The organism is Streptomyces sp. NPDC001606 (assembly GCF_053596835.1).
In genome coordinates this window covers 58,385-83,446 of the sequence record NZ_JBSFHC010000016.1, presented here as the reverse complement: position 1 = coordinate 83,446, position 25,062 = coordinate 58,385, and the positions used below count along the sequence as shown (strand labels likewise).

Sequence of the window (25,062 nt, the reverse complement as noted above, 5' to 3'; positions counted from 1 at the left end):
CCTCGGTGCGCCGCACACGCTCCCGCCCACGTCTGAACACCGGCTGAACACGGGGGTACTTCAGCGGTCCTTGTTCAAGAAACCGTATGCACGGCCCCATGACTTTCTTTTCCGCCGCTTGGACCCCGGTGGTCCCGTGGGCTCAGCCCGCCTGCTGCGAGCGGGCCTTGAACGCGGCCTTCCGCGCCTCCTTCGCCACCTTCTTGTCCGGGTGCAGCCGGCCCATCGCCTCCAGCACATCGGCCGTCGCCGGGTGGTCCACCCGCCATGCCGTCGCGAAGAACCCGCTGTGCTGCGAGGCCAGTCCGGCCACGAGCGACCGCAGTTCCTCGGAGTTGCCCTCGGCCTGGAGCTGCGCCGCCACGGTGTCGATGGTCAGCCAGAACACCAGTTCCTCGGAGGGCGCGGGCACCTGTGCGGCGCCCCGCTCGCTCAGCCACACCCGGGCCAGACCGCCCAGCTCCGGATCGTCCAGCACCTCGCGCAGCGCGGGCTCGGCCTCCGCGCCGACCAGGGACAGGGCCTGCTGGCAGCGCAGCCGGCGCAGCGGCGCGCCCGGGTCCGCACCGCGCGCGGCCGACAGCAACTCACGGGCGGCGACGAGCGGTTCCCGCAGTTCCAGCCACTGCTCGGTCTCGGCCCGGGCGGCGGACTGCCCGAACCGCGCGGTGCCGTCGAGCAGCACGTCGGCGCCCTTGTCGGCGAGTTCGCCGACGGCCGGCGCGTCGAAGCCGGCCTCCAGCAGCCGGGCCCGCAGACCGTAGGCGCCGAGCGGGGTCAGGCGGACCATGCCGTACCGCGCGACGTCGTCCTCCCCCACCGGTACGGCGGGCTCCTCGTCGGCGTCGGCCATCAGCGTCTCGTCCACCGGCCGGTACTCCACGAGCCCGACCGGCTCCAGCATCCGGAACTGGTCGTCGAGCCGCATCATCGCGTCGGAGACCTGCTCCAGGACGTCGTTGGTGGGCTCGCCCATGTCGTCGGGCACGATCATGGAGGCGGCGAGCGCGGGCAGCGGGACGGGGCCCTCGCCGGGGCCGTCCTCACTGACGGTCAGCAGATAGAGGTTGCCGAGGACGCCGTCGAGGAACTCCGCCTCGGCCTCCGGGTCCCAGTCGAGTGACGAGAAATCGACCTCGCCGCCCTCTTCCATGGCGTCGACCAGGCCGTCCAGGTCCGGCACGCTCGCGTCGGCGAGCACGGTCTCCAGCGCGGCGAGCCACACGCTGAGCACATCGGCCGGGGAGCCCCCGGTGAGCTGCTTCAGATCCTCGCCGGCCCGGACGGTGCCGGCCTCCTCGTCCACGATCTCGACCAGCCCGGCGTCCACCGCGACCCGCCAGGCCTCGCTGGCGTACGCGGCGGCGTCGTCACCGGACAGCCCGAGCAGTTCGGCGGCGGCCGGAAGCTGCTCCTCCACCAGTCCCCCGCCGGCGTCCACCCGGGTGTCGGGCCCCGCCCAGCGGGCGAGACGGGCGGCCCGGGAGAGCAGAGGCGTGGACAGCGCGGCGCGCGCCAGCTCCGGTTCGGGGTGCAGCCGTACGGGCGGCAGGGGGGAGCTGTCTGACATCGGCTGGTTCTCCTCGGACCGTGAACGGACTCAGCCGCTCAGCCTAGACGGATTTCCACCCATGCCGCCCGGTTCATCTCCCCGTCGGCCGCCGTACATGGCTGAAACCTTGACAACTACCCGTGCCAGGCAGGAGATTGACGCGCGTAGAGGTTCGGGGGACAACTGTTCACTCGGCTCTACGCGTGTCACAGAGGGCGACGAGCCCCGCACGCTCCCGTTCCACCCTCGTCCCGGCGCATCGTCACGTCCCCGGAGGGAACCCTTGCCGAGCAGGTCTTCCGCGCGCCTCGCCGCGCTCACCGTCGCCGCCGTCTGCAGCGCCGCGTCCGCCGTCGTCCTCACCTCCCCGGCGCACGCCGACTCCGTGCGCATCCACGACATCCAGGGCACCACCCGGATCTCGCCGTACGCCGGGCAGCAGGTGACGAACGTGCCGGGCATCGTCACGGCCACGCGCGCCTACGGCTCCTCCAAGGGCTTCTGGATGCAGGACCCGAACGCGGACGACGACCCGCGCACCAGCGAGGGCGTGTTCGTCTTCACCAGCTCCGCGCCGAAGGTGGCCGTGGGCGACTCGGTGACGGTGACCGGCACGGTCTCCGAGTTCACCCCGGGCGGCACCTCGTCCGGCAACCAGTCGGTCACGGAGATCACCAAGCCGGCCGTCACCACCGTCTCCAAGGGCAATGCGGTCCCGGCGCCGGTCGTGCTCGACGAAAACTCGGTCCCGGACGTGTACGCCCCCGACGGCGACCCCGCGGCCGGCGGCTCGATCAACGGCCTGACCCTGGACCCGTCGGCGTACGCCCTGGACGCCTACGAGTCCCTGGAGGGCATGAACGTCCAGGTCACCGACGCCCGCGTGGTCGGCGCCACCGACCCCTACAGCGAGCTGTGGGTCACGGTGAAGCCGGACGAGCACGCGAACAGCCGCGGGGGCACGGTCTACGGCTCCTACGACTCCCAGAACACCGGCCGGCTCCAGATCCAGACCCTGGGCCCGACCGCCTCCTTCCCGAAGGCCAACGTCGGCGACACCCTGGGTGGCACCACCACCGGTCCGCTGGACTTCAACCAGTTCGGCGGCTACACCCTGGTGGCCAACCAGCTCGGCACGCTGGAGAGCGGCGGCCTGGAGCGCGAGACGACCCGCAAGCAGTCCCGCCGCGAGCTGGCGCTGGCGACGTACAACGTCGAGAACCTCGACCCCTCCGACACCACCTTCGCCGCGCACGCCGCCGCGATCGTGAACAACCTCCAGTCGCCGGACATCGTGTCCCTGGAGGAGATCCAGGACGACAACGGCGTCACCGACGACGGCACGGTCGATGCGAGCGCGACGGTGAACAAGCTGATCGACGCGATCGTGGCGGCCGGCGGCCCGAAGTACGACTGGCGCTCGATCAACCCGGTCAACGACCAGGACGGCGGCCAGCCCGGCGGCAACATCCGCCAGGTGTTCCTGTTCAACCCGGAGCGGGTGTCCTTCGTGGACCGGCCGGGCGGCGACTCCACCACCGCGGTGGGCGTCACCAAGGTGAACGGCAAGGCCGAGCTGACCGCCTCGCCGGGCCGGATCGACCCGACGAACGCGGCCTGGAAGGACAGCCGCAAGCCGCTGGCCGGCGAGTTCGTCTTCCGCGGCAAGACGGTCTTCGTGATCGCCAACCACCTCAATTCCAAGGGCGGCGACCAGGGCCTGACCTCCCAGTACCAGCCGCCGACGCGCAGCTCGGAGATACAGCGGCACGCGCAGGCCACCGAGGTCAACGCGTTCGTCAAGGACATCCTGGCCGTCCAGAAGAACGCGAACGTCGTCGCACTCGGCGACATGAACGACTTCGAGTTCTCCGAGACGGCGAAGATCCTGGAGGGTGACGGCGAGCTGTGGTCGGCGATCAAGTCGCTGCCGCGGAGCGAGCGGTACACCTACGACTACCAGGGCAACGAGCAGGTGCTGGACCAGATCCTGGTCAGCCCGGCGATCCGGCGCGGCTGCGACCTCGACTACGACAGCGTGCACGTCAACGCCGAGTTCAACGACCAGATCAGCGACCACGACCCGCAGGTGCTGCGGTTCCGTCCGTGACGGGGTGGCGGGGCGTCCGTCCGTGATCGGCTAGCGGGACGTCCGTTCCTGACAGGTGGCGGGGCCGGCCGGACAGCGGTGTCCGGTCGGCCCCGCCGGCTCATGGCCGCCGGTCGACCCGGCGCGAGATCACGGTCGCCGGTCCATCCGGCACCGGATCACACGGTCACTGGTCCATCCGGCGCCAGATCACGGCCGCCGCGACGACGGCGGCGGCCGCCGCCCCGGCGATCAGCACCGGCCGCGGGTTCCGCATCGCGGCGCCCACCATGGAGCGCACCGGCCGCGGCACCCGCGTGTCGTGCTCCATGTCGTGTGCGACGTGCACCGCCCGGTCCTGAAGGGCGTGCCCGCCGCGGCCGGCCTGCTCCCGGGCGAGATGCCCGGCCTTCATCATCCGCTCCTGGGCGCCGTGCCCGGCCTTCGCCATCCGTTCCTGGGCGCCGTGCCCGGCCTTCACCGCCCGGTCCTGCATGCCGTGTCCGGCATGGGCGGCGCTCATGCGCAGCTGGACGGTCATGGCGCCTGCCTTGTCCCGCAGATCGGCAGCCCGGGCCCTGGCCCGGCCCCCGACCTCGGTCCGGCCCATCAACCGTTCGACGGTGTCGCCGAGTTGATGCCTGGCCTGCTCCATCTGCCGCCGCAGTTCGTCGGGGCCCTTGGCACCCGAGCCGTGCGGGAACTTGTGCGTCATCGATGTGCCCTTTCCCTGAGAGCCTCCGCGGGGGCCGGCGCCACGGCAGGGCGCTGGCGGCCGACTCCTCCTCGGTGACCGCCTCCCTTCCGTCCGTACGGACATCGGGTACCCCGGCCGGAGGCCGTCAGCCCCGGCCAAGGCCGCCCGGGCCGCGTTCCGCGAGGCGGGCGAGCTGGGTCTGGAACCAGTCGAGCCTCGCCTGCAACAGGGCGGCCTCGGCGACGAGTTCCGGCACGCCCGGCTCGGCCGCGCCGCCCGGCTCCGCCGCCGGGACCGCCGTACCGCCGCCCTGTGCCGACACCCGTAGCCCGGCTCCGGCCAGCCGGGCGAAGCCCGGGAGCGAGACGGCGGTACGGCCGCCCACGCAGCCCGCGCAGACCGGGACCAGGGCCCGCCAGCCGGGCCGCCCCCAGTCGGCGTCGGCGAGCGCGACGGCCACGGCGCCGCAGCCGCAGGGGCCCGCGATGGCGGTGCGCACCCGCTGCCGGGCGTAGCGGAAGCCGCGCTCGAAGCGGATGTAGGCGCCGAGCACGGTGACCTCCAGCAGGAGCGCCGTGCGGTGCTCGGTCGCGCACAGCAGGGCCTCGGCGGCCGTACGGTCGTGGAGGCAGTGGAAGCCGCAGTCGCACCGCCGCGCGGGCGGGCGGTGTCTGCGGCCGTAGACACAGGAGGCGTCGGCGAGCACGGCGTACGGCAGCGCACCGCCGAGCGACACTCCGGTGAACCCGGCCCGGGTGCCGTCCTGGGACAGCACCGGGTGGGCGATCTTGTAGCCGGTCGGCGGCTCCGTCGGGCGTTCCGCCGGGAGCCGCAGTCTCATCGGGCGGCCGGGACCTCTTCACGGGCCGGCGCGGCCGGTTCGGTGCGGACGGTCTCACCGGCGCTCTCGCCGGTGGCCTGCCGGGCCGTCTCCTCCGGGAGCGGGGTCCGCTCCTCGGCGACTCCGGTGGCCAGTGCCTTGCCGAGCTTCATGGTGCCTCCCATGGGTGACGTCGGTGACCCTCCGGCCATAGTGACCCATGAGGTGCCGGGTTGGACATAGGACCCCTGCTCGCCTTAGCAATGCTTATCCTCAACCCGTAGAAGATTTAAGTGGAGCTTTATTCTCCTGGTGCCGAGACTGTCCTCCATGACCATGACCATGAGCACCCGCACGCCCCCGCCCTTCGGCCGCACCCTGTGCGCGATGATCACCCCCTTCACCGAGACCGGGGCACTCGACCTCGACGGAGCCCGGAGCCTGGCCCTCCGGCTGGTGGCGGCGGGCTGCGACGGCCTGGTGCTGAGCGGCACCACCGGCGAGTCGCCGACCACCACGGACGAGGAGAAGACGCGGCTGGTCGCGGCCGTACGGGAGGCGGTCGGCGACCGGGCCGCGCTGGTCGCGGGGGTGGGCAGCGCCGACACCCGGCACACGGTCGAGCTGGCGCTGGCGGCCGGCCAGGCGGGTGCCGACGGGGTGCTGGTGGTGACGCCGTACTACAGCAGGCCCCCGCAGGACGCGGTGGCCGCGCACTTCCTGGCGGTCGCCGACGCGAGCGAGGTGCCGGTGATGCTCTACGACATCCCGGGCCGCACCGGCACCCGGATCGAACCGGACACCATGACCGGCCTCGCCGCGCACCCCCGGATCGTGGCCGTGAAGGACTGCTCGTACGACTTCCTCGGCACCCAGCAGGTGCTGACCCGGACGGACCTGGCCTACTACGCCGGCTGCGACGAACACATCCTGGCGCTGTACGCGATCGGCGCGGCCGGCTGTGTGAGCACGGTCGCCAACGCCGCGCCGGGCCATGTCGCCGCGATCCTGGACGCCTTCGACGCGGGCGACACCGCCCGGGCGCGGGACCTCCAGCTGGCGGCCATCCCACTGATCGAGGCGATGATGGCCGCGGGCCTGCCGGGCACGGTCACCGCCAAGGCGCTGCTGGACCGCCTGGGACTGCCCGCGGGGCCGGTGCGCGCGCCGCTGCTGCCCGCCGGCCCGGAGACGGCCGACGGGCTGCTGGCCCGCCACCGGGAGCTGCCGGCGCTGTGATCGGCGCCGCCGGACAGCTCCTGGTAGCCGCTGAGCGGGGCGGACCGACGAGCGGGAGGCCTGGCCGGCGGCGGATCAGCCGCTGCCGCTAGGGCCTCTCTTTCGGATCTTGCCGGCGTCGCGGGCTCTGGCACGCACATCTGCGGCGTTGTCGTCCCTCGCCGACGCTCCGCGTCGACTCGGTCCTCCGCCTTGCATCTGCACGCACCAGAGCCCGCTCGGGGTGGCCAGAAGGCGCCGGCGCCGCAGCCGACCTGATCCGAAAGAAAGGCCCTAGGCCGGTCCGGCGGACGAACCTCCGGCGGCCTCCCTCGCCCGCCCGTCCCCGGGGCGCGGCAGGCGCCAGTCTCCCACCAGCACGAACGGCGCCCAGTAATGGGGATGCCGGAAGGGGAACGCCCGGTCCTCCTCGCTCAGCCCGGCGGCGGCCAGGGCCTCATGGCGCTCCTCCGCCTCCAGCGCCGCGTCCCGCAGGGCGGGATCGGAGCTGACGGCCAGCGCGGCGCGGGCCGTGGCGAAGTCCGCGCTCAGGGCCGCCGAACCGATCCGCAGGGCGCGCCGGGTGGCCGGTTCCGCCCCGGTCAGGCCTCCGGCCGTGTCCGGTGCGGTCAGTTCCGCCACCTGCTGCCGGGTCAGGGAGCGGACCCGGAGCACCGCGTCGCGCAGCGCGTGGGCGAGCGAGGCGGGAGCGCCGTCGGACCCGGCGGCGCCCACACGTTCGTAGAAGGCGCGCATCAGCAGCGAGGTGGACAGGTCGTCCACCGACCACTGGCTGACGATCACGGAGGCCGCTCCGGCGGTGAGGAAGCTGCGGACCAGCCCGGTCAGTTCGTCGCCGGGGCGCATGCCGTTGACCCCGCTGGTGCAGCAGCTCAGCACGACGAGGGCGGCGGAGAGCCGGGCGCCGCGCAGATCGGCCGCGCCCAGCACCTGCCGCTCGCGGTCGTCGGCGGCGCGGGCACCGCCCAGGACGATGCCCACGGCCCCGTCGGCGGTGTCCAGGATGCCGTGGGCGGCCAGATGGACCAGCCCCGGCGGCGACTGGGTCCGCAGCAGGGCATCGGTGACCAGGCGCTTGGACACGTCCTGGCCGAGCACCGGGGGGATGCCCAGTTGCCGGGCCACCGTCACGGCCTCGATGCGGGCGTGGGCGAGGTCGCCCCCCGGGTCCCCCACCACCAGCGGCTCGCCGGACGCCTGCGGCGCGCTGCTGGACAGCCGGCGCACGAGCAGCGAGGCGCTGGGCGCGTAGCAGACCGGGTTGCGCAGCCCCAGCGGCACGCCCGCGACATCGAGGACGTGCAGCGGGACGTCGTGCAGCGCCCCGTGCGGGACGAGCGCGATCAGTTCGTCGGCCGGCAGTGCGGCGAGCGGTGCGACGAGCGGTGCCGCGGCCCGTTGCAGCCGCTCCAGGTCCACCGTGCGGAAGTCGAAGCGGGTGCCGCGCACGGCGGCGTCGAGGACATCGCCGATCTCGTACAGGTCGACCTCGACGGTGACCGCGCGGGGCTCGGCGCCCGCGCCCGAGGTGAAGAGCAGCACCCGGCCGCTGTCGAGGACGTGGTAGAGAGCGATGTGCGCGGCCCCGCCGACGGCCTCGTGCAGCCGCTGCCAGCCGACCGGTTCCACACCCTGCCGGCGCATCGCCTCCACCTGCGCGCGGTCCAGGTCCCGGGTGAGCGCCTCGTGGTCGTTGCGGAGGCGGTGGCGGATGTCGCTGGTGTCGATGCGGGTGGTCGGCGTGTGGACGCGGAACCCCTCGGGCAGCTCCCGGCTGCCGCCGTAGCGGCCTTCGAGCAGCAGCAGCCGGGCCACGTCGGCGGCGGTGTAGGGGGTGGTGAGCGCGTCGAGCCAGTCCAGTTCCTCCTGCCGTTCCCGCTGGGCGGTGACCAGCGCGTCGACCTCGGGGTCCGCCAGCGCGTCCTCGTCGAGAAAGGCGCGGGCGCGGGCCCGTTCGGCGAAGTCGAAGGCCGCCAGGGTACGGCCCGCCGCGAGGCACGCCTCGATCGCCGTGCGGTACAGCGGGACGGCGGTTCCCGACCACGCCATCCGCAGTTCCCAGCGGGACAGGTTCAGCCTGCTCTCCTCGGCCCGGGCGACCAGCCGGACGACCAGGTCGGCCGCCTCCGCCGCGTTGCCCCGGCCCAGCTCCGCCCGGCTGCGCAGCAGCTCGAAGGCCAGCCCGTACTCCGTGACGGAGGACGCCGCGGCGTCCAGCAGCTCCAGGGCCTCGTCCCAGCGCTCGTGCAGGAGGCAGAGCTGCGCCCGCATCGTCAGCAGGGACGGGCGCTGCCAGTCCGCCGCGTACTCGGTGGCGAGGTCCAGGTAGCGGGTGGACTCCGCGAAGTCGTCCACCACCAGGGTGGAGAAGGTGGCGTGCGCTCCGGCGTGCCGGGCCCCCTGCTCCGTGGTCAGGGCCGTGGTCAGCAGCTCCGCGGCCCGTGCCCACTCCCCGGCGTCGCGCAGGATCTGGGCCAGGCTCATCACGCCCGTCACCGACAGGCCCGGCGCGACCACGGTACGGCCGTCCTCCTCGACGAAGACCCAGGAGCCGTCGCCGATCTCCTCCGCGGCCGCCCGTACGTCACCGGAGCGCGCGGTGAAGGTGATCCGCAGGCCGCGCAGTACGTTGATGTACTCCTTGGCGCCGATGCCGTAGACGTCCAGGTACTCCAGTTCCATCCAGGCCACCTGGTCCTGGGGATGGTCCAGCGTCCTGAGGTTCGCGGTCAGGGGCTTCGCGAGCAGCAGCGTCATGCCGTCGGCCCGGTCGAGATGGGCGGCGACGGCGTCCAGGTCCGGCACCCGCAGCAGTGCGTCCGCGATCGCCAGGCTCGTCCGGGCGGCACTCACCGGGAAGCCCGCGGCCTCGAAGGCGATCTGCACGGACTCCCAGGTGTCCGCCGCCTCCCGCCACTTCCCCTCGCCGACGAGCATGCCGGCCTCGTAGTGCCCGACCAGGGCGGGACGCAGCTGCGGCACCGCGGCCAACCACAGCGATTCCAGGTCCAACAGGGCGGTCAGGGCAGCCGCGTTCAGGAAGCGCGAGGCACCGAACATGCGGTCCAGCAGCCAGACCAGTGCCCCGGTCGCCTCCCCCTCCGGGTCGCCTCCCTGTTCGGCCGCGCACAGGACCGCCCGGCCCAGCGCCTCCAGTCCCGACATCAGGTCGATGCTCTGGGAGTCGCCCTCGCCCGGGTCCATCCGCACACAGCTGAGCCCCAGCAGCAGGTACGTCCGCCAGGCGGTGTGGCCCGCGGCCACGGCGGCGCGGAGATCGGCCAGGGCGCGGCGCGGGCGCTCGGCCTGGAAGTGGGCCAGGCCGCGCACCGCCAGCGGCCGGGCCCGGCCGGGCAGCCGCTCCACCATCTCGTCGAGGATCTCGACGGCCGTCTCCGGGTCGTGCTCCCGGGACGCCAGGCGTTCCAGGACGTCGAGGGCCTCGTCCTCGCGGCCGGCGCGCAGCAGGAGGCGTGTGTGCAGCTCCAGCACACCGGCGCTCGGCTCGGGCGCTCGCTCGCACTCCGCCAGCGCACCCTCCAGATCCCCGCGCCGCTCGCACAGCTCGGCACGCACCGCATGCCCGGCGGTACGGGCGGCGACGGACGGCCGGGCAAGAAGCCGTTCGGCATCGGCCGCGGTCAGCTCCATACGCCCCCGGTCCCGATTGATCAGCGCCCGCTCGGTCAACGCGACGTCGATCTGCTGGGCAACGGACTCGGGCAGCGGGCGAGGGGCGCCGACGGGGTCGGACGGGGCCGCAACCGGCCCGGAAGGCGTCGCAACCGCCGGCCCGGAGGGCGTCGCGGCCGGTCCCGAGGGCATCGCAACCGGCTCTGCGGCAGGCTCTGCGGAACCGCCGGAGGCCCCCGCTTCGAGTGCCTCGCCGATGCGTATCACCTCGCCGAACTCGGCCACGGCCGCGTCGAGATGGCCGTTCACCGCGAGCGCGCGGGCATGATGGACGCGGAACCGCAGCTCCTCCGGCGCGGCCGCAGCGGCGCGGGCCCACGCTTCCAGGGCGCCCTCCGGTTCCCCCGTCTCCGACAGGCACACCGCGAGGTTGTTCCAGGCGAAGGCGCTGTCGGGCGCCACCTCCAGCCAGGCTCGGTAGGCGGTCACCGCGTTGGGATAGTCCTTGAGCAGGACCAGGGCGTGCGCCCGCACGCGCAGCGACTCGAACCGTCCCGGCGCGAGGGCCAGGGCGTGTCCGGCCGCCTCGGCAGCCGCCTGCGGCGCGTCCTGGAGAAGCTCGTTGGCGAGTTCCGCCCACGCCAGGGCGAGCTCCTCCCCGGTGACCCCGCTGGCGGACACCCCGCCGGCCCTGCCGTAGGCCGCCAGCGCCAACTCCAGGAACTCCTGGGCGAGATGGGGCTCGCCGGCCGCCAGATACGCCCTCGCCGCCTGCATCGCGGCCGGCCATGTGTACTCGTGCCGCTGCGCGCCGTCGGACATGACCGTGGCCTGGGCGAGGAGCACGGCCGCCGGACGCCAGCGGTTCAGCCGTGCAAAGACGCCGGAGACCTGGACGAGGGTCCAGAAACACAGCCAGCCGCTCTCTTGTCGGGCGGCCAGGTCCGCTGCGGAGCGGCACCAGGCGAGCGCTGCCTCCTCCTCGTCCTCCGCCTCCGCGAGGAGCACCCGGAGATGCACCGCGTGCTCGGTGCTCCCGGTCAGGGTGGCCAGCGCCTCGCCCTGCCGGACGATCGACAGCGCCTCCTGTGGTGCGCCCTGCTCGATCAGCGCCTCGGCCGTCTGCCGTACGGAGTCGAGGAGGACGTCCAGGTGCTCGGCATCCGGCGGAGACGCCAGGCAGGCGTCCAGCTCCTCGCTCAGGGCCGCGGCCGACGGCTGTGGCCTCCCGGGGTGCGTCATCGTCGTACCGTTCCCTCCGCCGGGTGGGCCGACGGCCCGAAGGTGCGCAGGGTGACCAGGGCGGTCGTCCATTCCGGGGCGTCCGGGCCCGCGCTCCCCAGGTCCCGGGTGGCGGCCGGGCCGGCGAGCCGGTCGAGCAGGGTCCGGCCGGTACCCGCGCGTGACGGCGCCCGGCGGGACGGCGGTCCGTCGAGGACGGGCAGTTCGAACGCGTCGGGCGAGAAGCGCTGTTCGGACGCGATGAGCTTCAGATGATCGAGCACCTCGGCGCCGGCGACGCCGAGGCGTTCCGCGGGCAGGGAGACGTCGACGGGGCGGCCGTCGTAGGCGACCGTCACCGCGCCCGCGGGCAGCAGACCGCCGGGATACAGCAGGCTGTGGCACCGGTAGCGGTCGGTGAGGTCGAGCAGGGTGCAGTAGAGGTCCGCGGGGCTGTCGTTGTGGAGGTGGATCCAGACGTACGGCCGCCGCCAGCCGGTGCCGGCCTTCCGGTAGTGCAGCCGGATCCGTCCATCGGCTCCGGGCGTCAGCGGCGGCCGGGTGCCGGGCGCGGGCGGTGCCGTCTCGCCGGGCTCGGCGGGGACGATCTCGACGCGGACGAGGTCCGCGATCCACGATCCCGGGTTGTCCAACCGCTTGATCAGATGCCAGCGGGCGAGATGTTCGAGGCGGCGCCGCACCGTGGCGGCCCCGTCCGCCGTCGCAGGGACGGGGCCGGCCAGCGGGGTGCCGTCGGGCCGCGCGATCAGCAGCGCGGGTTCGGCGCCGGGGCGGGACGGCTCGCCGGTCAGGACGAGGAAGCGGTCGCTCTGGCCCCCGGGGTCCACCGTGCCCTCGGCCGCGCCGAGGTGCGGGGAGTCCGCGATGGCCGTGCGCACCAGCACGGCCGCGGGGCCGTCGCCGCGCACCTCGACCGTGGCCTGGGGCACGGGCACGTCCACCACGACAGCGGGATAGCGGCTTGCGGGGCGCGGCCGCCAGTCCGACGGCTCGACGGCGACCCGGCTGCGGGCGGGCTCCACGGCGGTGACCCGGACCCGGCCGAGCGGCTGGCCCGTCCCCGTCCCGGGCCGTTCCTCGGGCGGGAGGACGGCGAGGACGACGGACTCGTCACCGCGGGGCGGCTGGATGCCGTGCACCGTACCGGCGTCGATCCACCACTCGCCCTGCCGGTGCTCCAGGGAGATGCCGTGGGCCCGCGGCCGTAACGCCCCGCCGAAGAGCGGCTGGTCGAGCGCCTGCGGGGGCATGGCGTACCCGACGGGGTCCTGCTCCCCCACCCGGTCCCTGACCCCCGCCGCGGCGGCGCCGAGCAGGTCTCGGTAGGTGGCCTGGGGTCCGAGCCGGGCGAGGGCGCGCTGGAGCATGAAGGAGAAGACGCCCCGGTGCCGTCCGCCGAAGGGCAGTTCCTTGGCCGTCTGGAGAGACTCGCAGGCCGACAGCGTCACCTGCCGCGGCGGCCCGCCCCCGTCGCCGCCGCCCCCGTCGCGGACGGTCGCCGCCCAGGCGGTCCGCAGGGCGGGAAGGTACTGCTCGAAGGGTCTCGGCGCGGTGGCGGGGGGTGCCGAGCGGACCCCCACCTCCGGCAGGTCCCGGGTGGCCCCGCCGGAATGGCAGCTGTCCAGAACCCCGAGCACATGGGCACCCGAGGCGGCGACCGTGCCGACGAGCTGGTTGATCTCCTTGTCGGCGAGGTCGGGCACTCCGGGCAGCCGGCTGTCGGCGCACACCAGGGTCTGGTTCCAGCCGGTCGGCTCCAGATGCCGGAAGCGCTCCTCGACCGGTTCGAGCGAGCCGTGCCCGGCGAAGCAGAACACGGCGACGTCCTCCGGTCCCGCCTGGGCGAGATGGGTCAGAAAACCGTCGATGACGGCCTGTCGGGTCGCCTCCCCGTCCCGCAGCACGCGCACCCGCAGCCGCTCGTCCGCCACCCGGCCCCGCAGAAACGCCTCGAAGGCGAGCACATCGGCCACACAGCCCCTGAGCGACCTGAGCCGGCCCTGGTAGTCATCCACCCCCACGAGCAGGGCGTACACGGTCTGCACCATACGGCCGTCCCTTCGCGCTCCGCGACCCCTTCGCCACCGAGGCGGTAAATGCTAGACCCTGTACGGCAGTTGACGCACCAGATGCCGCAACACACCAGCTTTGCACCGATACCGCCCACGGCCGGCAGAACACCGGACAGCACGAAGCGCCCTCCCGCACCACGGCGGAAGGGCGCTCAGCGCGACACGTGGGTCAGTTGTGGCTGTGCAGGATGTCGTTCAAGCCGCCCCAGACCGCGTTGTTCGGGCGGGCTTCCACCGTGCCGGTGACCGAGTTGCGGCGGAAGAGGATGTGGGAGGCGCCGTTGAGTTCGCGGGCCTTGACGATCTGGCCGTCGGGCATGGTGATGCGGGTGCCCGCGGTGATGTACAGGCCCGCCTCGACCACGCACTCGTCGCCGAGGGCGATGCCGACGCCCGCCTCGGCGCCGATCAGGCAGCGCTCGCCGATGGAGATGATCACGTTGCCGCCGCCGGACAGGGTGCCCATGGTGGAGGCGCCGCCACCGATGTCCGAGCCGTCGCCGACCACGACACCGGCGGAGATCCGGCCCTCGACCATGGAGGTGCCGAGCGTGCCGGCGTTGAAGTTGACGAAGCCCTCGTGCATGACCGTGGTGCCGGCGGCCAGGTGGGCGCCCAGCCGGACCCGGTCGGCGTCGGCGATGCGGACGCCCTTGGGGGCGACGTAGTCCGTCATGCGCGGGAACTTGTCGATCGAGGTGACCTGGAGGTGCAGGCCCTCGGCGCGGGCGTTGAGCCGCACCTTCTCGATGTCGTCCACGGCGACCGGGCCGAGCGAGGTCCAGGCGACGTTGGCGAGGTGGCCGAAGATGCCGTCCAGGTTCTGGCCGTGCGGCTTGACCAGGCGGTGCGAGAGCAGGTGCAGCCGCAGGTAGGTGTCGTGCGCGTCGATCGGCTTCTCGTCCAGCGAGGCGATGACCGTGCGCACCGCGACCACCTCGACGCCCCGGCGGTTGTCCGGGCCGACCGCCGCGGTCGCGCCGCCGCCCAGCAGCTCCGCCGCCTGCTCGGCGGTCAGCCGCTCGGTGCCGGCCGGGCCGGGCGCCTCGACCAGCTCGGGGGCCGGGAACCAGGTGTCGAGGACGGTGCCGTCGGAGGCGATGGTGGCGAGGCCGGCGGCGATAGCGCCGGTGGTACGGGAAGCAGACTCGGTCATGGGGGAAAACCTAACGTGAGCGGGGTGGTGAGGGCGAATGGCGTCTCATGTGCCGGGCGCGGCTCAGGGGATCAGCCGAGTCAGCGCGGTGCGGGCGTACTCCTCGTCGTAGGAACCGCCCGTGAGCAGCACCTGAAGGCCGATGCCGTCCATCAGCGCGAGCAGCGCCCGGGCGGTGACCGGGTCGGTGCGGCGGGTGAGCAGCGCGGTCGCCTGCTCGGTCCACTCGGCGGCGACGGGCCGCAGCGCGGGCCGCCGCAGCGCGGCCAGGTACAGCTCGTACTCCAGCTCCACCCCGGTGCGCTCGCCGCCCAGCCAGGCTCCGAGGGCCGCGGCCAGCTCGGTCGCGAGGTCGCCGTGGCCGCCCTCCGGCAGCCGCTCGGCGAGCACCCTGCCGAAGCCCTCGTTGGCCTGCCGCAGCGCGGCCACCATCAGCTCTTCCAGGGTCGCGAAGTGGTACGTCGTGGAGCCGAGCGGTACATCGGCCTCCGCGGCCACCGAGCGGTGGCTCAGCCCGGCGATGCCGTCCCGCCCGACCACCCGGATCGCGGCGTCGATGATCCGCCGGCGCCGCTCGGGGTCGTAGCGCCGGGGCATCAGTGACTCGCCCCGCCCAGGTTGAGCACCACCACTCCGCCGATGATCAGCAGGATGCCGGCGACCTTGGCCACCCCGAGCCCCTCCCCGAACAGCAGCAGCCCGAGCACGGCGATGGCCGCGGTGCCCACCCCGGACCAGATGGCGTACGCGGTCCCGATCTGCACGGTCTTCAGCGTCTGCGCGAGCAGCGCGAAGGAGACGAGGTAGCCGAGCACGGTCACGGCCGAGGGCCCGAGCCGGCTGAACCCCGCGCTGTACTTCATCGCCGTCGTGGCGGCGACCTCGGCGGCTATGGCGCCGGCGAGCAGCAGGTATCCCATGTGTACGAGCGTACACAGCGTAGGTGTACGGCCGTACACAACGAGGGAACGGGAAAGGGGCCGCGGCATGGTGCCACGGCCCCTTCCCGCACTCGGGCGGTGCTCAGACGTTGAAGCCGAGCGCCCTCAGCTGGTCGCGGCCCTCGTCGGTGATCTTGTCCGGGCCCCACGGCGGCATCCAGACCCAGTTGATGCGCAGCTCGTTGACCAGGCCGTCCGTGGCGGACTTGGCCTGGTCCTCGATGACGTCCGTCAGCGGGCAGGCCGCCGAGGTGAGGGTCATGTCGACCGTCGCCACATTGGAGTCGTCGATGTGGATGCCGTAGATCAGCCCGAGGTTGACGACGTCGATGCCCAGCTCGGGGTCGACGACGTCCATCAGGGCTTCACGCAGCTCCTCCTCGGACGCGGGCTTCATCTCTGCGGTGTCGGTCATGCCGTCTTCCTTTCGGCGTCGGCGCCACCCAGCGCCTGGGCCGTCGCGTCCTTCCACGCCATCCAGCTCAGGAGGGCGCACTTGACCCGGGCGGGGTACTTGGAGACGCCTGCGAACGCGACCGCGTCCTCCAGGACCTCCTCCATCGCGTCGTCCGGCTCGATCCTGCCCTTGGACTGCATCAGCTCCAGGAAGGTCTCCTGGATCCGCTGCGCCTCGGACAGCTCCTTGCCGACCAGCAGCTCGTTGAGGACGGACGCGCTGGCCTGGCTGATGGAGCAGCCCTGGCCCTCGTACGAGACGTCCTCGATCCTGCTGCCCTCGTACCGCACGCGGAGGGTGATCTCGTCGCCGCACGTCGGGTTCACGTGGTGCACCTCGGCGTCGCCGTCCCTCAGACCACGCCCGTGCGGGTTCTTGTAGTGGTCCAGGATGACGTCCTGGTACATCGAGTCCAGCTTCACGGTCTCAGCTCACGCCCTTCAGCCGAAGAAGTTCCGAACGTGCTCCAGCCCCGCGACCAGTGCGTCGATCTCGGCCGGCGTGGAGTACAGATAGAACGACGCTCGCGTGGTCGCAGGAATTCCGTACCGCAGGCAGACCGGGCGGGCGCAGTGGTGGCCGACCCGGACCGCGATGCCCTGCTCGTCGAGGACCTGGCCCACGTCGTGCGGGTGGATGTCCCCGAGGGTGAAGGAGATCGCGGCGCCCCGGTCCTCGGCCGTCGTCGGGCCGATGATCCTGAGGTCGGGGACCTCGGACAGCCGCTGGACCGCGTACTCCGTCAGCGCGTGCTCATGGGCGAGGATCTTGTCCATGCCGATCGACTGGAGGTAGTCGATCGCGGCGCCCAGACCGACCGCCTGCGCGATCGGCGGGGTGCCCGCCTCGAACTTGTGCGGCGCCGGGGCGTAGGTGGACGAGTGCATCGAGACGGTCTCGATCATCTCGCCGCCGCCCAGGAAGGGCGGCAGGTCCTCGAGCAGCTCCTGGCGGCCCCACAGGACGCCGATGCCGGTCGGGCCGCACATCTTGTGGCCGGTGAAGGCCACGAAGTCGGCCTGGAGGGCCTGCACGTCCAGCGGCATGTGCGGGGCGGCCTGGGAGGCGTCGACGCAGACGAGCGCACCGACCTCCTGGGCGCGGCGCACTATCGCCTCGACGGGGTTGAGGGTGCCCAGGATGTTGGAGACCAGCACAAAGGAGACGATCTTCGTCTTCTCGGTGATGATCTCGTCGATGTTGGACAGGTCGAGCCGGCCGTCGTCCGTGAGGCCGAACCACTTCAGCTTCGCGCCCGTGCGCTGCGCGAGCAGCTGCCACGGCACGATGTTGGAGTGGTGCTCCATCTCCGTGATGACGATCTCGGTCTCGTGGTCCACCCGGTAGGGCTCCTCGGCCCAGCCCAGCATGTTGGCCACGAGGTTCAGCGACTCGGAGGCGTTCTTGGTGAAGATCACCTCGTCGCGGCTCGGCGCGTTGATGAAGTCGGCGACCTTGTCGCGCGCGCCCTCGTACAGCGCCGTGGCCTCCTCGGCGAGCACATGCACACCGCGGTGGACGTTGGCGTTGTGCTGCTCGTAGTACTCGGAGAGCACGTCGAGCACCTGGCGCGGCGTCTGCGAGGTCGCCGCGTTGTCCAGGTAGACCAGCTTCCTGCCGTCGTGGAGCACCCGGTCCAGGATGGGGAAGTCCTTGCGCAGCGCCTCGGTGTCGAGGAGGCCCGGCAGCTGTGTCACGCGGATGCGCCACCCTTCACGTATGCCTCGTAGCCCTCGTTCTCCAGCTTGTCCGCGAGCTCGGGGCCGCCGGACTCGACGATGCGGCCGCCGGCGAACACGTGGACGTGGTCGGGCTTGATGTAGCGCAGGATGCGCGTGTAGTGCGTGATCAGCAGGGTGCCGACCTCGCCGGTCTCGCGGACACGGTTGACGCCCTCGGAAACGATGCGGAGGGCGTCGACGTCGAGACCGGAGTCGGTCTCGTCCAGGATCGCGACCTTCGGCTTGAGCAGCTCCAGCTGGAGGATCTCGTGGCGCTTCTTCTCACCGCCGGAGAAGCCCTCGTTCACGTTGCGCTCGGCGAAGGACGGGTCCATGTTGAGGCGCTCCATGGCCTCCTTGACCTCCTTCACCCAGGTGCGCAGCTTCGGGGCCTCGCCGCGGATGGCGGTGGCGGAGGTGCGCAGGAAGTTGGAGACCGAGACGCCGGGGACCTCGACCGGGTACTGCATCGCCAGGAACAGGCCGGCGCGGGCGCGCTCGTCGACGGACATCTCCAGGACGTCCTCGCCGTCGAGGGTGACGGTGCCGCCGGTGATGGTGTACTTCGGGTGACCCGCGAGGGAGTAGGCGAGGGTCGACTTGCCGGAGCCGTTGGGGCCCATGATGGCGTGCGTCTCGCCCTGCTTCACGGTGAGGTCGACGCCCTTGAGGATCTCCTTCGTGGCGTTGTCGGCCTCGACGGTGACGTGCAGGTCTCGGATTTCAAGCGTTGCCATGGGTGCCTCAGGACTCCTGGGAGAGGGAGACGAGAACGTCGTCCCCTTCGATCTTTACGGGGTATACGGGGACGGGGCGCGTGGCCGGGAGGCCGGACGGCTTGCCGGTGCGGAGGTCGAAGGCGGAGCCGTGCAGCCAGCACTCGATCTGGCAGTCCTCCACCTCGCCCTCGGAGAGGGAGACGTTCGCGTGGGAGCAGATGTCGTGGATCGCGAACACCTCGCCCTCGGTCCTGACGACCGAGACCGGCGTGCCGTCGAGTTCCACCCGCTTCGGGGTGTCCTCCTCCAGCTCGCTCAGCCCGCAGGCGCGTACGAAGGTCATGCGACCGAAGCCTCCAGCTCCTCCTCGATCTTGGCGAGCAGGCGCTCCTCGATGTCGGCGACGCCGATCTGCTGGACCAGCTCGGCGAAGAAGCCGCGGACCACCAGGCGGCGGGCCTCGTGCTCCGGGATGCCGCGGGCCATCAGGTAGAAGAGCTGCTCGTCGTCGAAGCGGCCGGTGGCGGAGGCGTGGCCGGCGCCGACGATCTCGCCGGTCTCGATCTCCAGGTTCGGCACCGAGTCGACGCGCGCGCCGTCCGTGAGGACCAGGTTGCGGTTCATCTCGTAGGTGTCCGTGCCCTCGGCCGAGGCCTCGATGAGGACGTCACCGATCCAGACCGCGTGCGCTTCCTCGCCCTGGAGCGCGCCCTTGTAGACGACGTTGGACTTGCAGTGCGGGGCGTTGTGGGTGACCAGCAGACGGTGCTCCTGGTGCTGCCCGGCGTCGGTGAAGTACAGGCCGAACAGCTCGGCCTCGCCGCCGGTGCCGGCGTACGTCACGCGCGGGTGCAGCCGGACCACGTCGCCGCCGAAGGTCACGACCACCGACTTGACGGAGGCGTCCCGGCCGACCAGCGCGTTGTGCTGGGCGACGTGGACGGCCTTGTCGTCCCAGTCCTGGACGGAGACGACGGTCAGCTTGGCGCCGTCGCCGAGGAGGTAGTCGACGTTGGCGGCGAGCACGGCGTCACCGGTGTGGTCGATGACCACGACGGCCTCGGCGAAGCTGCCCAGCTCGATGACCTGGTGGGCGAAGGCGGTGCCGCCCTGGCCGTGTACGGCGATGCGGATGGGCTCGGTGAGGACGGTGTCCTTGGGGACGGTCACGACCGAGGCCTTCTCGAAGGCCGAGTACGCCTGCGCGGCGACGCGGTCCACCGGGGTGCCCGCCTTGCCGAGCCGCGCGTCGTCGCGGCCGACGGTCTCGACGATGACGCCCTCGGGGGCCTGTACGTCGACCTTCACACCGTCGCCGTTCGCGACGGCGGTGCCGTCGTGCAGCCCGCGCAGGCGCTCCAGCGGGGTGAACCGCCACTCCTCCTCGCGGCCGTGCGGGACCGGGAAGTCCGCGACGTCGAAGGACGGGGGCGCGCTCATGCGCGAGACGACGGTCGACTCCGCGGCGACCGCGATCGAGCCGGCGGTGGTGGAGCCCACCGGGATGTTCTGGGCCTCGGCCATGGCTGTCGTAGTGCTCTCTTTCTGAGTAAGGCGTCTGCTGGCGATGCGGGCGGTGTCAGCCGACCGCGCCTTCCATCTGCAGCTCGATCAGCCGGTTGAGCTCCAGCGCGTACTCCATCGGCAGCTCCTTGGCGATCGGCTCGACGAAGCCGCGCACGATCATCGCCATGGCCTCGTCCTCGGAGAGGCCGCGGCTCATCAGGTAGAAGAGCTGGTCCTCGGAGACCTTGGAGACGGTGGCCTCGTGGCCCATGGACACGTCGTCCTCGCGGACGTCCACGTAGGGGTAGGTGTCCGAACGGGAGATGGTGTCGACCAGCAGCGCGTCGCACAGCACGTTCGACTTGGAGCCGGGGGCGCCCTCGCCGATCTCGATCAGACCGCGGTAGGAGGTGCGGCCGCCGCCGCGCGCGACGGACTTCGACACGATGTTGGACGAGGTGTTCGGCGCCATGTGGACCATCTTGGCGCCGGCGTCCTGGTGCTGGCCCTCGCCGGCGAAGGCGATGGACAGGGTCTCGCCCTTGGCGTGCTCGCCCATCAGGTAGACGGCCGGGTACTTCATCGTCACCTTGGAGCCGATGTTGCCGTCGATCCACTCCATGGTCGCGCCCTCGTAGGCCACGGCGCGCTTGGTGACCAGGTTGTAGACGTTGTTCGACCAGTTCTGGATGGTCGTGTAGCGGCAGCGGGCGTTCTTCTTGACGATGATCTCGACGACCGCGGAGTGCAGCGAGTCCGACTTGTAGATCGGGGCGGTGCAGCCCTCGACGTAGTGCACGTAGGCACCCTCGTCGACGATGATCAGGGTCCGCTCGAACTGGCCCATGTTCTCCGTGTTGATGCGGAAGTAGGCCTGGAGCGGGATCTCGACGTGCACGCCCTTCGGCACGTAGATGAAGGAGCCGCCGGACCAGACGGCCGTGTTCAGCGCGGCGAACTTGTTGTCACCGGCGGGGATGACGGTCCCGAAGTACTCCTTGAAGAGCTCCGGGTGCTCCTTCAGCGCGGTGTCGGTGTCGAGGAAGATGACGCCCTGCTCCTCCAGGTCCTCGCGGATCTGGTGGTAGACGACCTCCGACTCGTACTGGGCGGCGACGCCGGCGACCAGGCGCTGCTTCTCGGCCTCCGGGATGCCCAGCTTGTCGTAGGTGTTCTTGATGTCCTCGGGCAGGTCCTCCCAGGACTCCGCCTGCTTCTCCGTGGAGCGCACGAAGTACTTGATGTTGTCGAAGTCGATGCCGGAGAGGTCGGAGCCCCAGTTCGGCATGGGCTTCTTCTCGAAGAGCTTCAGGCCCTTCAGGCGCAGCTTGGTCATCCACTCCGGCTCCGACTTCTTGCCGGAGATGTCGCGGACGACGTCCTCGTTCAGGCCGCGCCGGGCGGAGGCACCGGCCACGTCGGAGTCGGCCCAGCCGTATTCGTACTTGCCCAGGCCCTCGAGTTCGGGGTGAGCAGTCTCCGTGGGGAGAGTCATGCGGGGTTCCTCCCGGCCGTGCTTGCAGGTGCGTCAGTGGAAATCTTGGGGATGAACGTCGTGCACACGCCGTCGCCGTGCGCGATGGTCGCCAGTCGCTGGACGTGGGTACCGAGCAGCTCGGCGAAGATCTCCGTCTCCGCCTCGCACAGCTGCGGGAACTGTTCCGCGACATGGGCGACCGGGCAGTGGTGCTGGCAGAGCTGCTCGCCGACCGGTGCGCTGCGCGCCGTAGCAGCGTACCCGTCCATGCTCAAGGCCTTCGCCAGCGCTTCGGCGCGTTTGTCGGGGGTGACCGCCTCGATCGCCTTGCGGTAGGCACTCGCCTGGGCGGTGATCCGCGCACGCGCGAAGGCGGCGACCGCCTCGGCGCCGCCCTCCTGCTCGGCGATCCAGCGCAGGGCGTCGACGGCGAGCTTGTCGTACGACTGGTCGAAGGCGTCCCGGCCACAGTCGGTGAGCGCGAAAACCTTGGCGGGGCGGCCTCGCGTGCGCGTGCCGTACACACGCTGCTCGCGGGCCTGTACGACGTCGTCGGCGACGAGCGCGTCCAGGTGACGGCGGACGGCCGCCTGGGTCAGTCCCAGCCGGCCGGCGAGTTCGGCGACGGTCGACGGACCGTGGTCCAGGATGGACCGCGCGACCCGGTTGCGCGTGGAGCGCTCACCGGTCGCTAGCTCCTCCTGCGGGGCCCCCGTGAGGGGCTCCCGAGCCTCGCCGACGTTTTTCACAACGCCATTGTTGCGTAATTCCGCGGAGCCTGACAAGCGACGTCCGGATCATCGGACGGTGCCCTGCATCACTTAGGCATACCTAATGTGACCTGCGGAAACGATCTTTGATCGATCATCGGAATGCTGCCCGCACCCCCTCCGACCGGCCCTGTTGTCCGAGTTGCCGCACCCGCGCGACCGGACCGCACGCGGTCTCCCTAGACTCTGGATCCATGCGAAGTGAGCCTGTCGTCCAGGTCCAGGCCCTGGTGAAGCGGTACGGCACGAAGACCGCGGTGGACGGCCTCGACCTGGTGGCCCAGACGGGTGTGACCGCCGTCCTCGGCCCCAACGGGGCGGGGAAGACGACCACGGTCGAGACCTGCGAGGGGTACCGGAAGCCGGATTCCGGCACGGTGCGCGTCCTGGGCCTCGACCCGGTCCGGCAGTCCGCGGAGCTGCGGCCCCGCATCGGGGTGATGCTCCAGTCCGGCGGTGTCTACTCGGGCGCCCGCGCCGACGAGATGCTGCGGCATGTCGCCAAGCTGCACGCACACCCGCTGGACGTGGACGCCCTGATCGAGCGGCTGGGCCTCGGCTCCTGCGGCCGGACCGGCTACCGGCGGCTGTCCGGCGGGCAGCAGCAGCGGCTCGCGCTCGCCATGGCCGTCGTCGGACGCCCGGAGCTGGTGTTCCTGGACGAGCCGACCGCGGGCCTCGACCCGCAGGCCCGCCGCGCCACCTGGGACCTGGTGAGGGACCTGCGCGCCGACGGCGTCTCGGTGATCCTCACCACCCACTCCATGGAAGAGGCCGAGCAGCTCGCCGACGACGTGGCGATCATCGACGGCGGCCGGGTCATCGCCCAGGGCTCCCCGGAGGAGCTGTGCAAGGGGGGCGCGGAGAACACCCTGCGCTTCACCGGGCGACCCGGCCTCGACGTGGCCTCGCTGCTCAAGGCGCTCCCGGCCGACTGCACGGCCGCCGAGCTGACCCCGGGCGCCTACCGGGTCGTCGGCAAGGTCGACCCGCAGCTGCTGGCCACGGTGACCTCCTGGTGCGCCCAGCACGGCGTGATGCCGGACCGGATCTCCGTGGAGCGGCACACCCTGGAGGACGTCTTCCTGGAGCTGACCGGCAAGGAGTTGCGCTCATGACCACCGCTTCCGGCACCTACGCGCCCCGACCGGGGGCGGCGCCGCTGCCCCGCATGATCGCGGCCCAGGCGGCCCTGGAGACGAAGATGCTGCTGCGCAACGGCGAGCAGCTGCTGCTGACGGTGGTCATCCCGACCCTGCTGCTGGTCCTCTTCAGCTCGGTCGACATCGTGGACACCGGCAAGGGCAAGGCGGTCGACTTCCTCGCCCCCGGCGTCCTGGCCCTCGCCGCGATGTCGACGGCGTTCACCGGGCAGGCCATCGCGACCGGCTTCGAGCGCCGCTACGGCGTGCTCAAGCGGCTCGCCTCCTCGCCGCTGCCCCGCTGGGGCCTGATGACCGCGAAGACGGCGTCCGTGCTGGTCACGGAGGTCCTCCAGGTGATCCTGCTGACGGTGATCGCCTTCGCGCTGGGCTGGTCCCCGCACGGCAACCCGGCATCCGTCCTGCTGCTCCTCGTCCTCGGTACGGCCGCCTTCTCCGGGCTCGGCCTGCTGATGGCGGGCACGCTGAAGGCGGAGGCGACGCTGGCCGCCGCGAACCTGGTGTTCCTGCTGCTGCTGGTCGGCGGCGGGGTCATCGTGCCGCTGGACAGGTTCGGCCCGACCGGACAGCACCTCCTCGGTCTGCTGCCCATCTCCGCGCTCTCCGACGGCCTGCGCGACGTGCTCCAGCACGGCGCCGGCGTGCCCTGGGGCGACCTGGGGATCCTCGCGGTGTGGGCGGTCCTCGGGCTGGCCGCCGCCGGACGGTTCTTCCGCTGGGAGTGACCGGCGGCCGCGCCGCGTGACCGGTGACACGGCCCCCCCTCGTGAAAGCGTGCACAAGCGGCGGCCTACGATGGTGCGCGTGTCAAAGCTGAACCGCGCCGACGCGACGGCGGCCCTGCGCAACCCGCTCGCCTTCATCGCCGACCGCTGGACTCCCGAGCCCCGGACCGTCCAGCGGGCGGCCCTCGCCGCTCTCGTGATGTCGGTGGTCATCGTCGTCACCGGCGGTGTCGTCCGGCTGACCGCCTCCGGCCTCGGTTGCCCCACCTGGCCCGAGTGCACCGACGGATCGCTCACGCCGACACAGGCGCTGAGCTACCACAGCGCCATCGAGTTCGGCAATCGCATGCTCACCTACGTGCTGTGCGCGGCCGTCGGCTGGGCGATCATCGCCGCCCGCTCCGAGAAGCCCCGGCGACGCAGCCTGACCCGGCTCGGCTGGGCCCAGTTCTGGCTGGTGATGAGCAACGCGGTCATCGGCGGCATCGTCGTGCTCGTGGGCCTCAACCCGTACACCGTCGCGGTGCACTTCCTGTCGGCCACGGCGCTCGTCGCGGTCGCCGCGGTGATGTGGCAGCGCACCCGCGAGGGCGACGGCGCACCCCGGCCGCTGGTCGGCAAGGCCGTGCAGCAGCTGGTGTGGGTCCTGACGGCCGCGTCCCTGCTGCTCATCGTGGCCGGCACGGTGGTGACCGGGGCGGGGCCGCACGCGGGCGACTCCAGCGACGTCAAGCGGATCCCCATCGACTGGGAGACCGTGGCCAAGCTGCACGCGGTGCTCGCCTGGATCGTGGTGACGCTGACCTTCGCGCTCTGGTTCGTACTGAAGGCGGTCGACGCGCCGAAGGGGCCGCTGGACCGCACCCGTGAGCTGTTCCTCGTGCTGCTGGCGCAGGGCGTCGTGGGCTACGTCCAGTACTTCACCCACCTCCCCGAGGCGCTGGTCGCGGTCCACATGCTCGGCTCCTGCGTGATGTGGATCGGGGTGCTGCGCGTCCTGCTCGCCCTGCGCGAGCGCCCGGAGACCACGCTGGACCTGCCGGGCCCCTCCGCCGAGGTCACGGTCGGCACGCGCGCGTGAGG

At 72.0% G+C, this 25,062-nt stretch carries 22 protein-coding genes; 5 read left to right on the top strand and 17 right to left on the bottom strand.

Annotated features, from left to right (window positions below):
- Positions 1-142 precede the first annotated feature (142 nt).
- Positions 143-1,570, bottom strand: coding sequence for a hypothetical protein (locus tag ACWCV9_RS26430; protein ID WP_450790140.1), 1,428 nt, complete (start codon positions 1,568-1,570; stop codon positions 143-145).
- Between the two features lie 265 nt (positions 1,571-1,835).
- Here ACWCV9_RS26430 and ACWCV9_RS26425 point away from each other — a divergent pair, with 265 nt between their 5' ends.
- Positions 1,836-3,662 carry an endonuclease/exonuclease/phosphatase family protein gene (locus tag ACWCV9_RS26425; RefSeq protein WP_450790139.1) on the top strand — a complete coding sequence of 609 codons (1,827 nt, stop codon included), beginning with the start codon at positions 1,836-1,838 and terminating at the stop codon, positions 3,660-3,662.
- A gap of 166 nt (positions 3,663-3,828) precedes the next feature.
- On the opposite strand, the gene ACWCV9_RS26420 is transcribed toward ACWCV9_RS26425, so the two are convergent.
- The 3 genes from ACWCV9_RS26420 to ACWCV9_RS26410 form a co-directional block, all read right to left on the bottom strand.
- Entirely contained in the window at positions 3,829-4,356 is a 528-nt protein-coding gene (locus ACWCV9_RS26420; RefSeq protein WP_450790137.1) for a DUF3618 domain-containing protein, read from the bottom strand.
- 127 nt (positions 4,357-4,483) lie between these two features.
- Positions 4,484-5,179: a hypothetical protein gene (locus ACWCV9_RS26415; RefSeq protein ID WP_450790135.1), complete on the bottom strand. Its 696-nt coding sequence runs from the start codon at positions 5,177-5,179 to the stop codon at positions 4,484-4,486.
- Entirely contained in the window at positions 5,176-5,331 is a 156-nt protein-coding gene (locus ACWCV9_RS26410; protein WP_450790133.1) for a hypothetical protein, read from the bottom strand. The genes ACWCV9_RS26415 and ACWCV9_RS26410 overlap by 4 nt, the downstream gene beginning before the upstream one ends.
- A gap of 163 nt (positions 5,332-5,494) precedes the next feature.
- Here ACWCV9_RS26410 and dapA point away from each other — a divergent pair, with 163 nt between their 5' ends.
- Positions 5,495-6,397, top strand: a complete 903-nt coding sequence (dapA, locus tag ACWCV9_RS26405) for a 4-hydroxy-tetrahydrodipicolinate synthase (RefSeq protein WP_450790320.1) — start codon at positions 5,495-5,497, stop codon at positions 6,395-6,397.
- Between the two features lie 273 nt (positions 6,398-6,670).
- Here the strand turns inward: dapA and ACWCV9_RS26400 are convergent, their stop codons facing one another.
- The 13 genes from ACWCV9_RS26400 to ACWCV9_RS26340 all read right to left on the bottom strand — a co-directional run bounded on the left by ACWCV9_RS26400 (position 6,671) and on the right by ACWCV9_RS26340 (position 22,070).
- Positions 6,671-11,272 (bottom strand): CHAT domain-containing protein, encoded by a 4,602-nt coding sequence (locus ACWCV9_RS26400; protein WP_450790131.1) that lies wholly within the window; start codon positions 11,270-11,272, stop codon positions 6,671-6,673.
- Positions 11,269-13,320: a caspase family protein gene (locus tag ACWCV9_RS26395; protein ID WP_450790129.1), complete on the bottom strand. Its 2,052-nt coding sequence runs from the start codon at positions 13,318-13,320 to the stop codon at positions 11,269-11,271. The genes ACWCV9_RS26400 and ACWCV9_RS26395 overlap by 4 nt, the downstream gene beginning before the upstream one ends.
- Positions 13,321-13,513: 193 nt before the next feature.
- Positions 13,514-14,500, bottom strand: a complete 987-nt coding sequence (dapD, locus tag ACWCV9_RS26390) for a 2,3,4,5-tetrahydropyridine-2,6-dicarboxylate N-succinyltransferase (protein WP_450790127.1) — start codon at positions 14,498-14,500, stop codon at positions 13,514-13,516.
- A gap of 63 nt (positions 14,501-14,563) precedes the next feature.
- Complete coding sequence (locus ACWCV9_RS26385; protein WP_450790126.1) at positions 14,564-15,097, bottom strand: TetR/AcrR family transcriptional regulator; 534 nt, start codon at positions 15,095-15,097, stop codon at positions 14,564-14,566.
- Entirely contained in the window at positions 15,097-15,420 is a 324-nt protein-coding gene (locus ACWCV9_RS26380) for a DMT family transporter (RefSeq protein ID WP_385843152.1), read from the bottom strand. The genes ACWCV9_RS26385 and ACWCV9_RS26380 overlap by 1 nt, the downstream gene beginning before the upstream one ends.
- 103 nt (positions 15,421-15,523) lie before the next feature.
- Complete coding sequence (locus tag ACWCV9_RS26375; RefSeq protein ID WP_385843151.1) at positions 15,524-15,856, bottom strand: metal-sulfur cluster assembly factor; 333 nt, start codon at positions 15,854-15,856, stop codon at positions 15,524-15,526.
- On the bottom strand, positions 15,853-16,320 hold the full coding sequence (sufU, locus tag ACWCV9_RS26370; RefSeq protein ID WP_450790124.1) for a Fe-S cluster assembly sulfur transfer protein SufU: 468 nt from the start codon (positions 16,318-16,320) through the stop codon (positions 15,853-15,855). The genes ACWCV9_RS26375 and sufU overlap by 4 nt, the downstream gene beginning before the upstream one ends.
- An 18-nt stretch (positions 16,321-16,338) precedes the next feature.
- Entirely contained in the window at positions 16,339-17,595 is a 1,257-nt protein-coding gene (locus ACWCV9_RS26365) for a cysteine desulfurase (RefSeq protein ID WP_450790122.1), read from the bottom strand.
- The gene (sufC, locus tag ACWCV9_RS26360) at positions 17,592-18,356 is read right to left on the bottom strand and encodes a Fe-S cluster assembly ATPase SufC (protein WP_030617891.1); all 765 of its coding nucleotides are present in this window, start codon (positions 18,354-18,356) and stop codon (positions 17,592-17,594) included. Before sufC ends, ACWCV9_RS26365 begins: the two co-directional genes overlap by 4 nt.
- A gap of 7 nt (positions 18,357-18,363) precedes the next feature.
- The gene (locus ACWCV9_RS26355; RefSeq protein WP_385843148.1) at positions 18,364-18,681 is read right to left on the bottom strand and encodes a non-heme iron oxygenase ferredoxin subunit; all 318 of its coding nucleotides are present in this window, start codon (positions 18,679-18,681) and stop codon (positions 18,364-18,366) included.
- The gene (gene sufD / locus ACWCV9_RS26350; RefSeq protein WP_450790120.1) at positions 18,678-19,862 is read right to left on the bottom strand and encodes a Fe-S cluster assembly protein SufD; all 1,185 of its coding nucleotides are present in this window, start codon (positions 19,860-19,862) and stop codon (positions 18,678-18,680) included. Before sufD ends, ACWCV9_RS26355 begins: the two co-directional genes overlap by 4 nt.
- Positions 19,863-19,917: 55 nt before the next feature.
- Complete coding sequence (gene sufB, locus ACWCV9_RS26345; RefSeq protein ID WP_360747512.1) at positions 19,918-21,339, bottom strand: Fe-S cluster assembly protein SufB; 1,422 nt, start codon at positions 21,337-21,339, stop codon at positions 19,918-19,920.
- Positions 21,336-22,070, bottom strand: a complete 735-nt coding sequence (locus ACWCV9_RS26340) for a helix-turn-helix transcriptional regulator (RefSeq protein WP_450790118.1) — start codon at positions 22,068-22,070, stop codon at positions 21,336-21,338. Before ACWCV9_RS26340 ends, sufB begins: the two co-directional genes overlap by 4 nt.
- 215 nt (positions 22,071-22,285) lie before the next feature.
- Between ACWCV9_RS26340 and ACWCV9_RS26335 the strand changes: the two genes are divergently transcribed.
- The 3 genes from ACWCV9_RS26335 (at position 22,286) to ACWCV9_RS26325 (ending at position 25,060) form a co-directional block, all read left to right on the top strand.
- Positions 22,286-23,209: an ABC transporter ATP-binding protein gene (locus ACWCV9_RS26335; protein ID WP_450790116.1), complete on the top strand. Its 924-nt coding sequence runs from the start codon at positions 22,286-22,288 to the stop codon at positions 23,207-23,209.
- Positions 23,206-23,979, top strand: a complete 774-nt coding sequence (locus tag ACWCV9_RS26330; RefSeq protein ID WP_450790114.1) for an ABC transporter permease — start codon at positions 23,206-23,208, stop codon at positions 23,977-23,979. The genes ACWCV9_RS26335 and ACWCV9_RS26330 overlap by 4 nt, the downstream gene beginning before the upstream one ends.
- 70 nt (positions 23,980-24,049) lie before the next feature.
- A complete protein-coding gene (locus ACWCV9_RS26325; protein ID WP_450790113.1) occupies positions 24,050-25,060 on the top strand; it encodes a COX15/CtaA family protein in 1,011 nt (336 codons plus the stop codon).
- Positions 25,061-25,062: the final 2 nt, after the last annotated feature.

Bases quoted from the DNA above. Each gene is read 5' to 3' on its own strand.
- ACWCV9_RS26430 (WP_450790140.1), bottom strand. From the start codon at position 1,570: ATGTCAGACAGCTCCCCCCTGCCGCCCGTACGGCTGCACCCCGAACCG.
- ACWCV9_RS26420 (WP_450790137.1), bottom strand. From the start codon at position 4,356: ATGACGCACAAGTTCCCGCACGGCTCGGGTGCCAAGGGCCCCGACGAA.
- ACWCV9_RS26415 (WP_450790135.1), bottom strand. From the start codon at position 5,179: ATGAGACTGCGGCTCCCGGCGGAACGCCCGACGGAGCCGCCGACCGGC.
- ACWCV9_RS26410 (WP_450790133.1), bottom strand. From the start codon at position 5,331: ATGAAGCTCGGCAAGGCACTGGCCACCGGAGTCGCCGAGGAGCGGACC.
- dapA (WP_450790320.1), top strand. From the start codon at position 5,495: ATGACCATGAGCACCCGCACGCCCCCGCCCTTCGGCCGCACCCTGTGC.
- ACWCV9_RS26400 (WP_450790131.1), bottom strand. From the start codon at position 11,272: ATGACGCACCCCGGGAGGCCACAGCCGTCGGCCGCGGCCCTGAGCGAG.
- ACWCV9_RS26395 (WP_450790129.1), bottom strand. From the start codon at position 13,320: ATGGTGCAGACCGTGTACGCCCTGCTCGTGGGGGTGGATGACTACCAG.
- dapD (WP_450790127.1), bottom strand. From the start codon at position 14,500: ATGACCGAGTCTGCTTCCCGTACCACCGGCGCTATCGCCGCCGGCCTC.
- ACWCV9_RS26385 (WP_450790126.1), bottom strand. From the start codon at position 15,097: ATGCCCCGGCGCTACGACCCCGAGCGGCGCCGGCGGATCATCGACGCC.
- ACWCV9_RS26380 (WP_385843152.1), bottom strand. From the start codon at position 15,420: ATGGGATACCTGCTGCTCGCCGGCGCCATAGCCGCCGAGGTCGCCGCC.
- ACWCV9_RS26375 (WP_385843151.1), bottom strand. From the start codon at position 15,856: ATGACCGACACCGCAGAGATGAAGCCCGCGTCCGAGGAGGAGCTGCGT.
- sufC (WP_030617891.1), bottom strand. From the start codon at position 18,356: ATGGCAACGCTTGAAATCCGAGACCTGCACGTCACCGTCGAGGCCGAC.
- ACWCV9_RS26355 (WP_385843148.1), bottom strand. From the start codon at position 18,681: ATGACCTTCGTACGCGCCTGCGGGCTGAGCGAGCTGGAGGAGGACACC.
- sufD (WP_450790120.1), bottom strand. From the start codon at position 19,862: ATGGCCGAGGCCCAGAACATCCCGGTGGGCTCCACCACCGCCGGCTCG.
- sufB (WP_360747512.1), bottom strand. From the start codon at position 21,339: ATGACTCTCCCCACGGAGACTGCTCACCCCGAACTCGAGGGCCTGGGC.
- ACWCV9_RS26335 (WP_450790116.1), top strand. From the start codon at position 22,286: ATGCGAAGTGAGCCTGTCGTCCAGGTCCAGGCCCTGGTGAAGCGGTAC.
- ACWCV9_RS26330 (WP_450790114.1), top strand. From the start codon at position 23,206: ATGACCACCGCTTCCGGCACCTACGCGCCCCGACCGGGGGCGGCGCCG.
- ACWCV9_RS26325 (WP_450790113.1), top strand. From the start codon at position 24,050: ATGGTGCGCGTGTCAAAGCTGAACCGCGCCGACGCGACGGCGGCCCTG.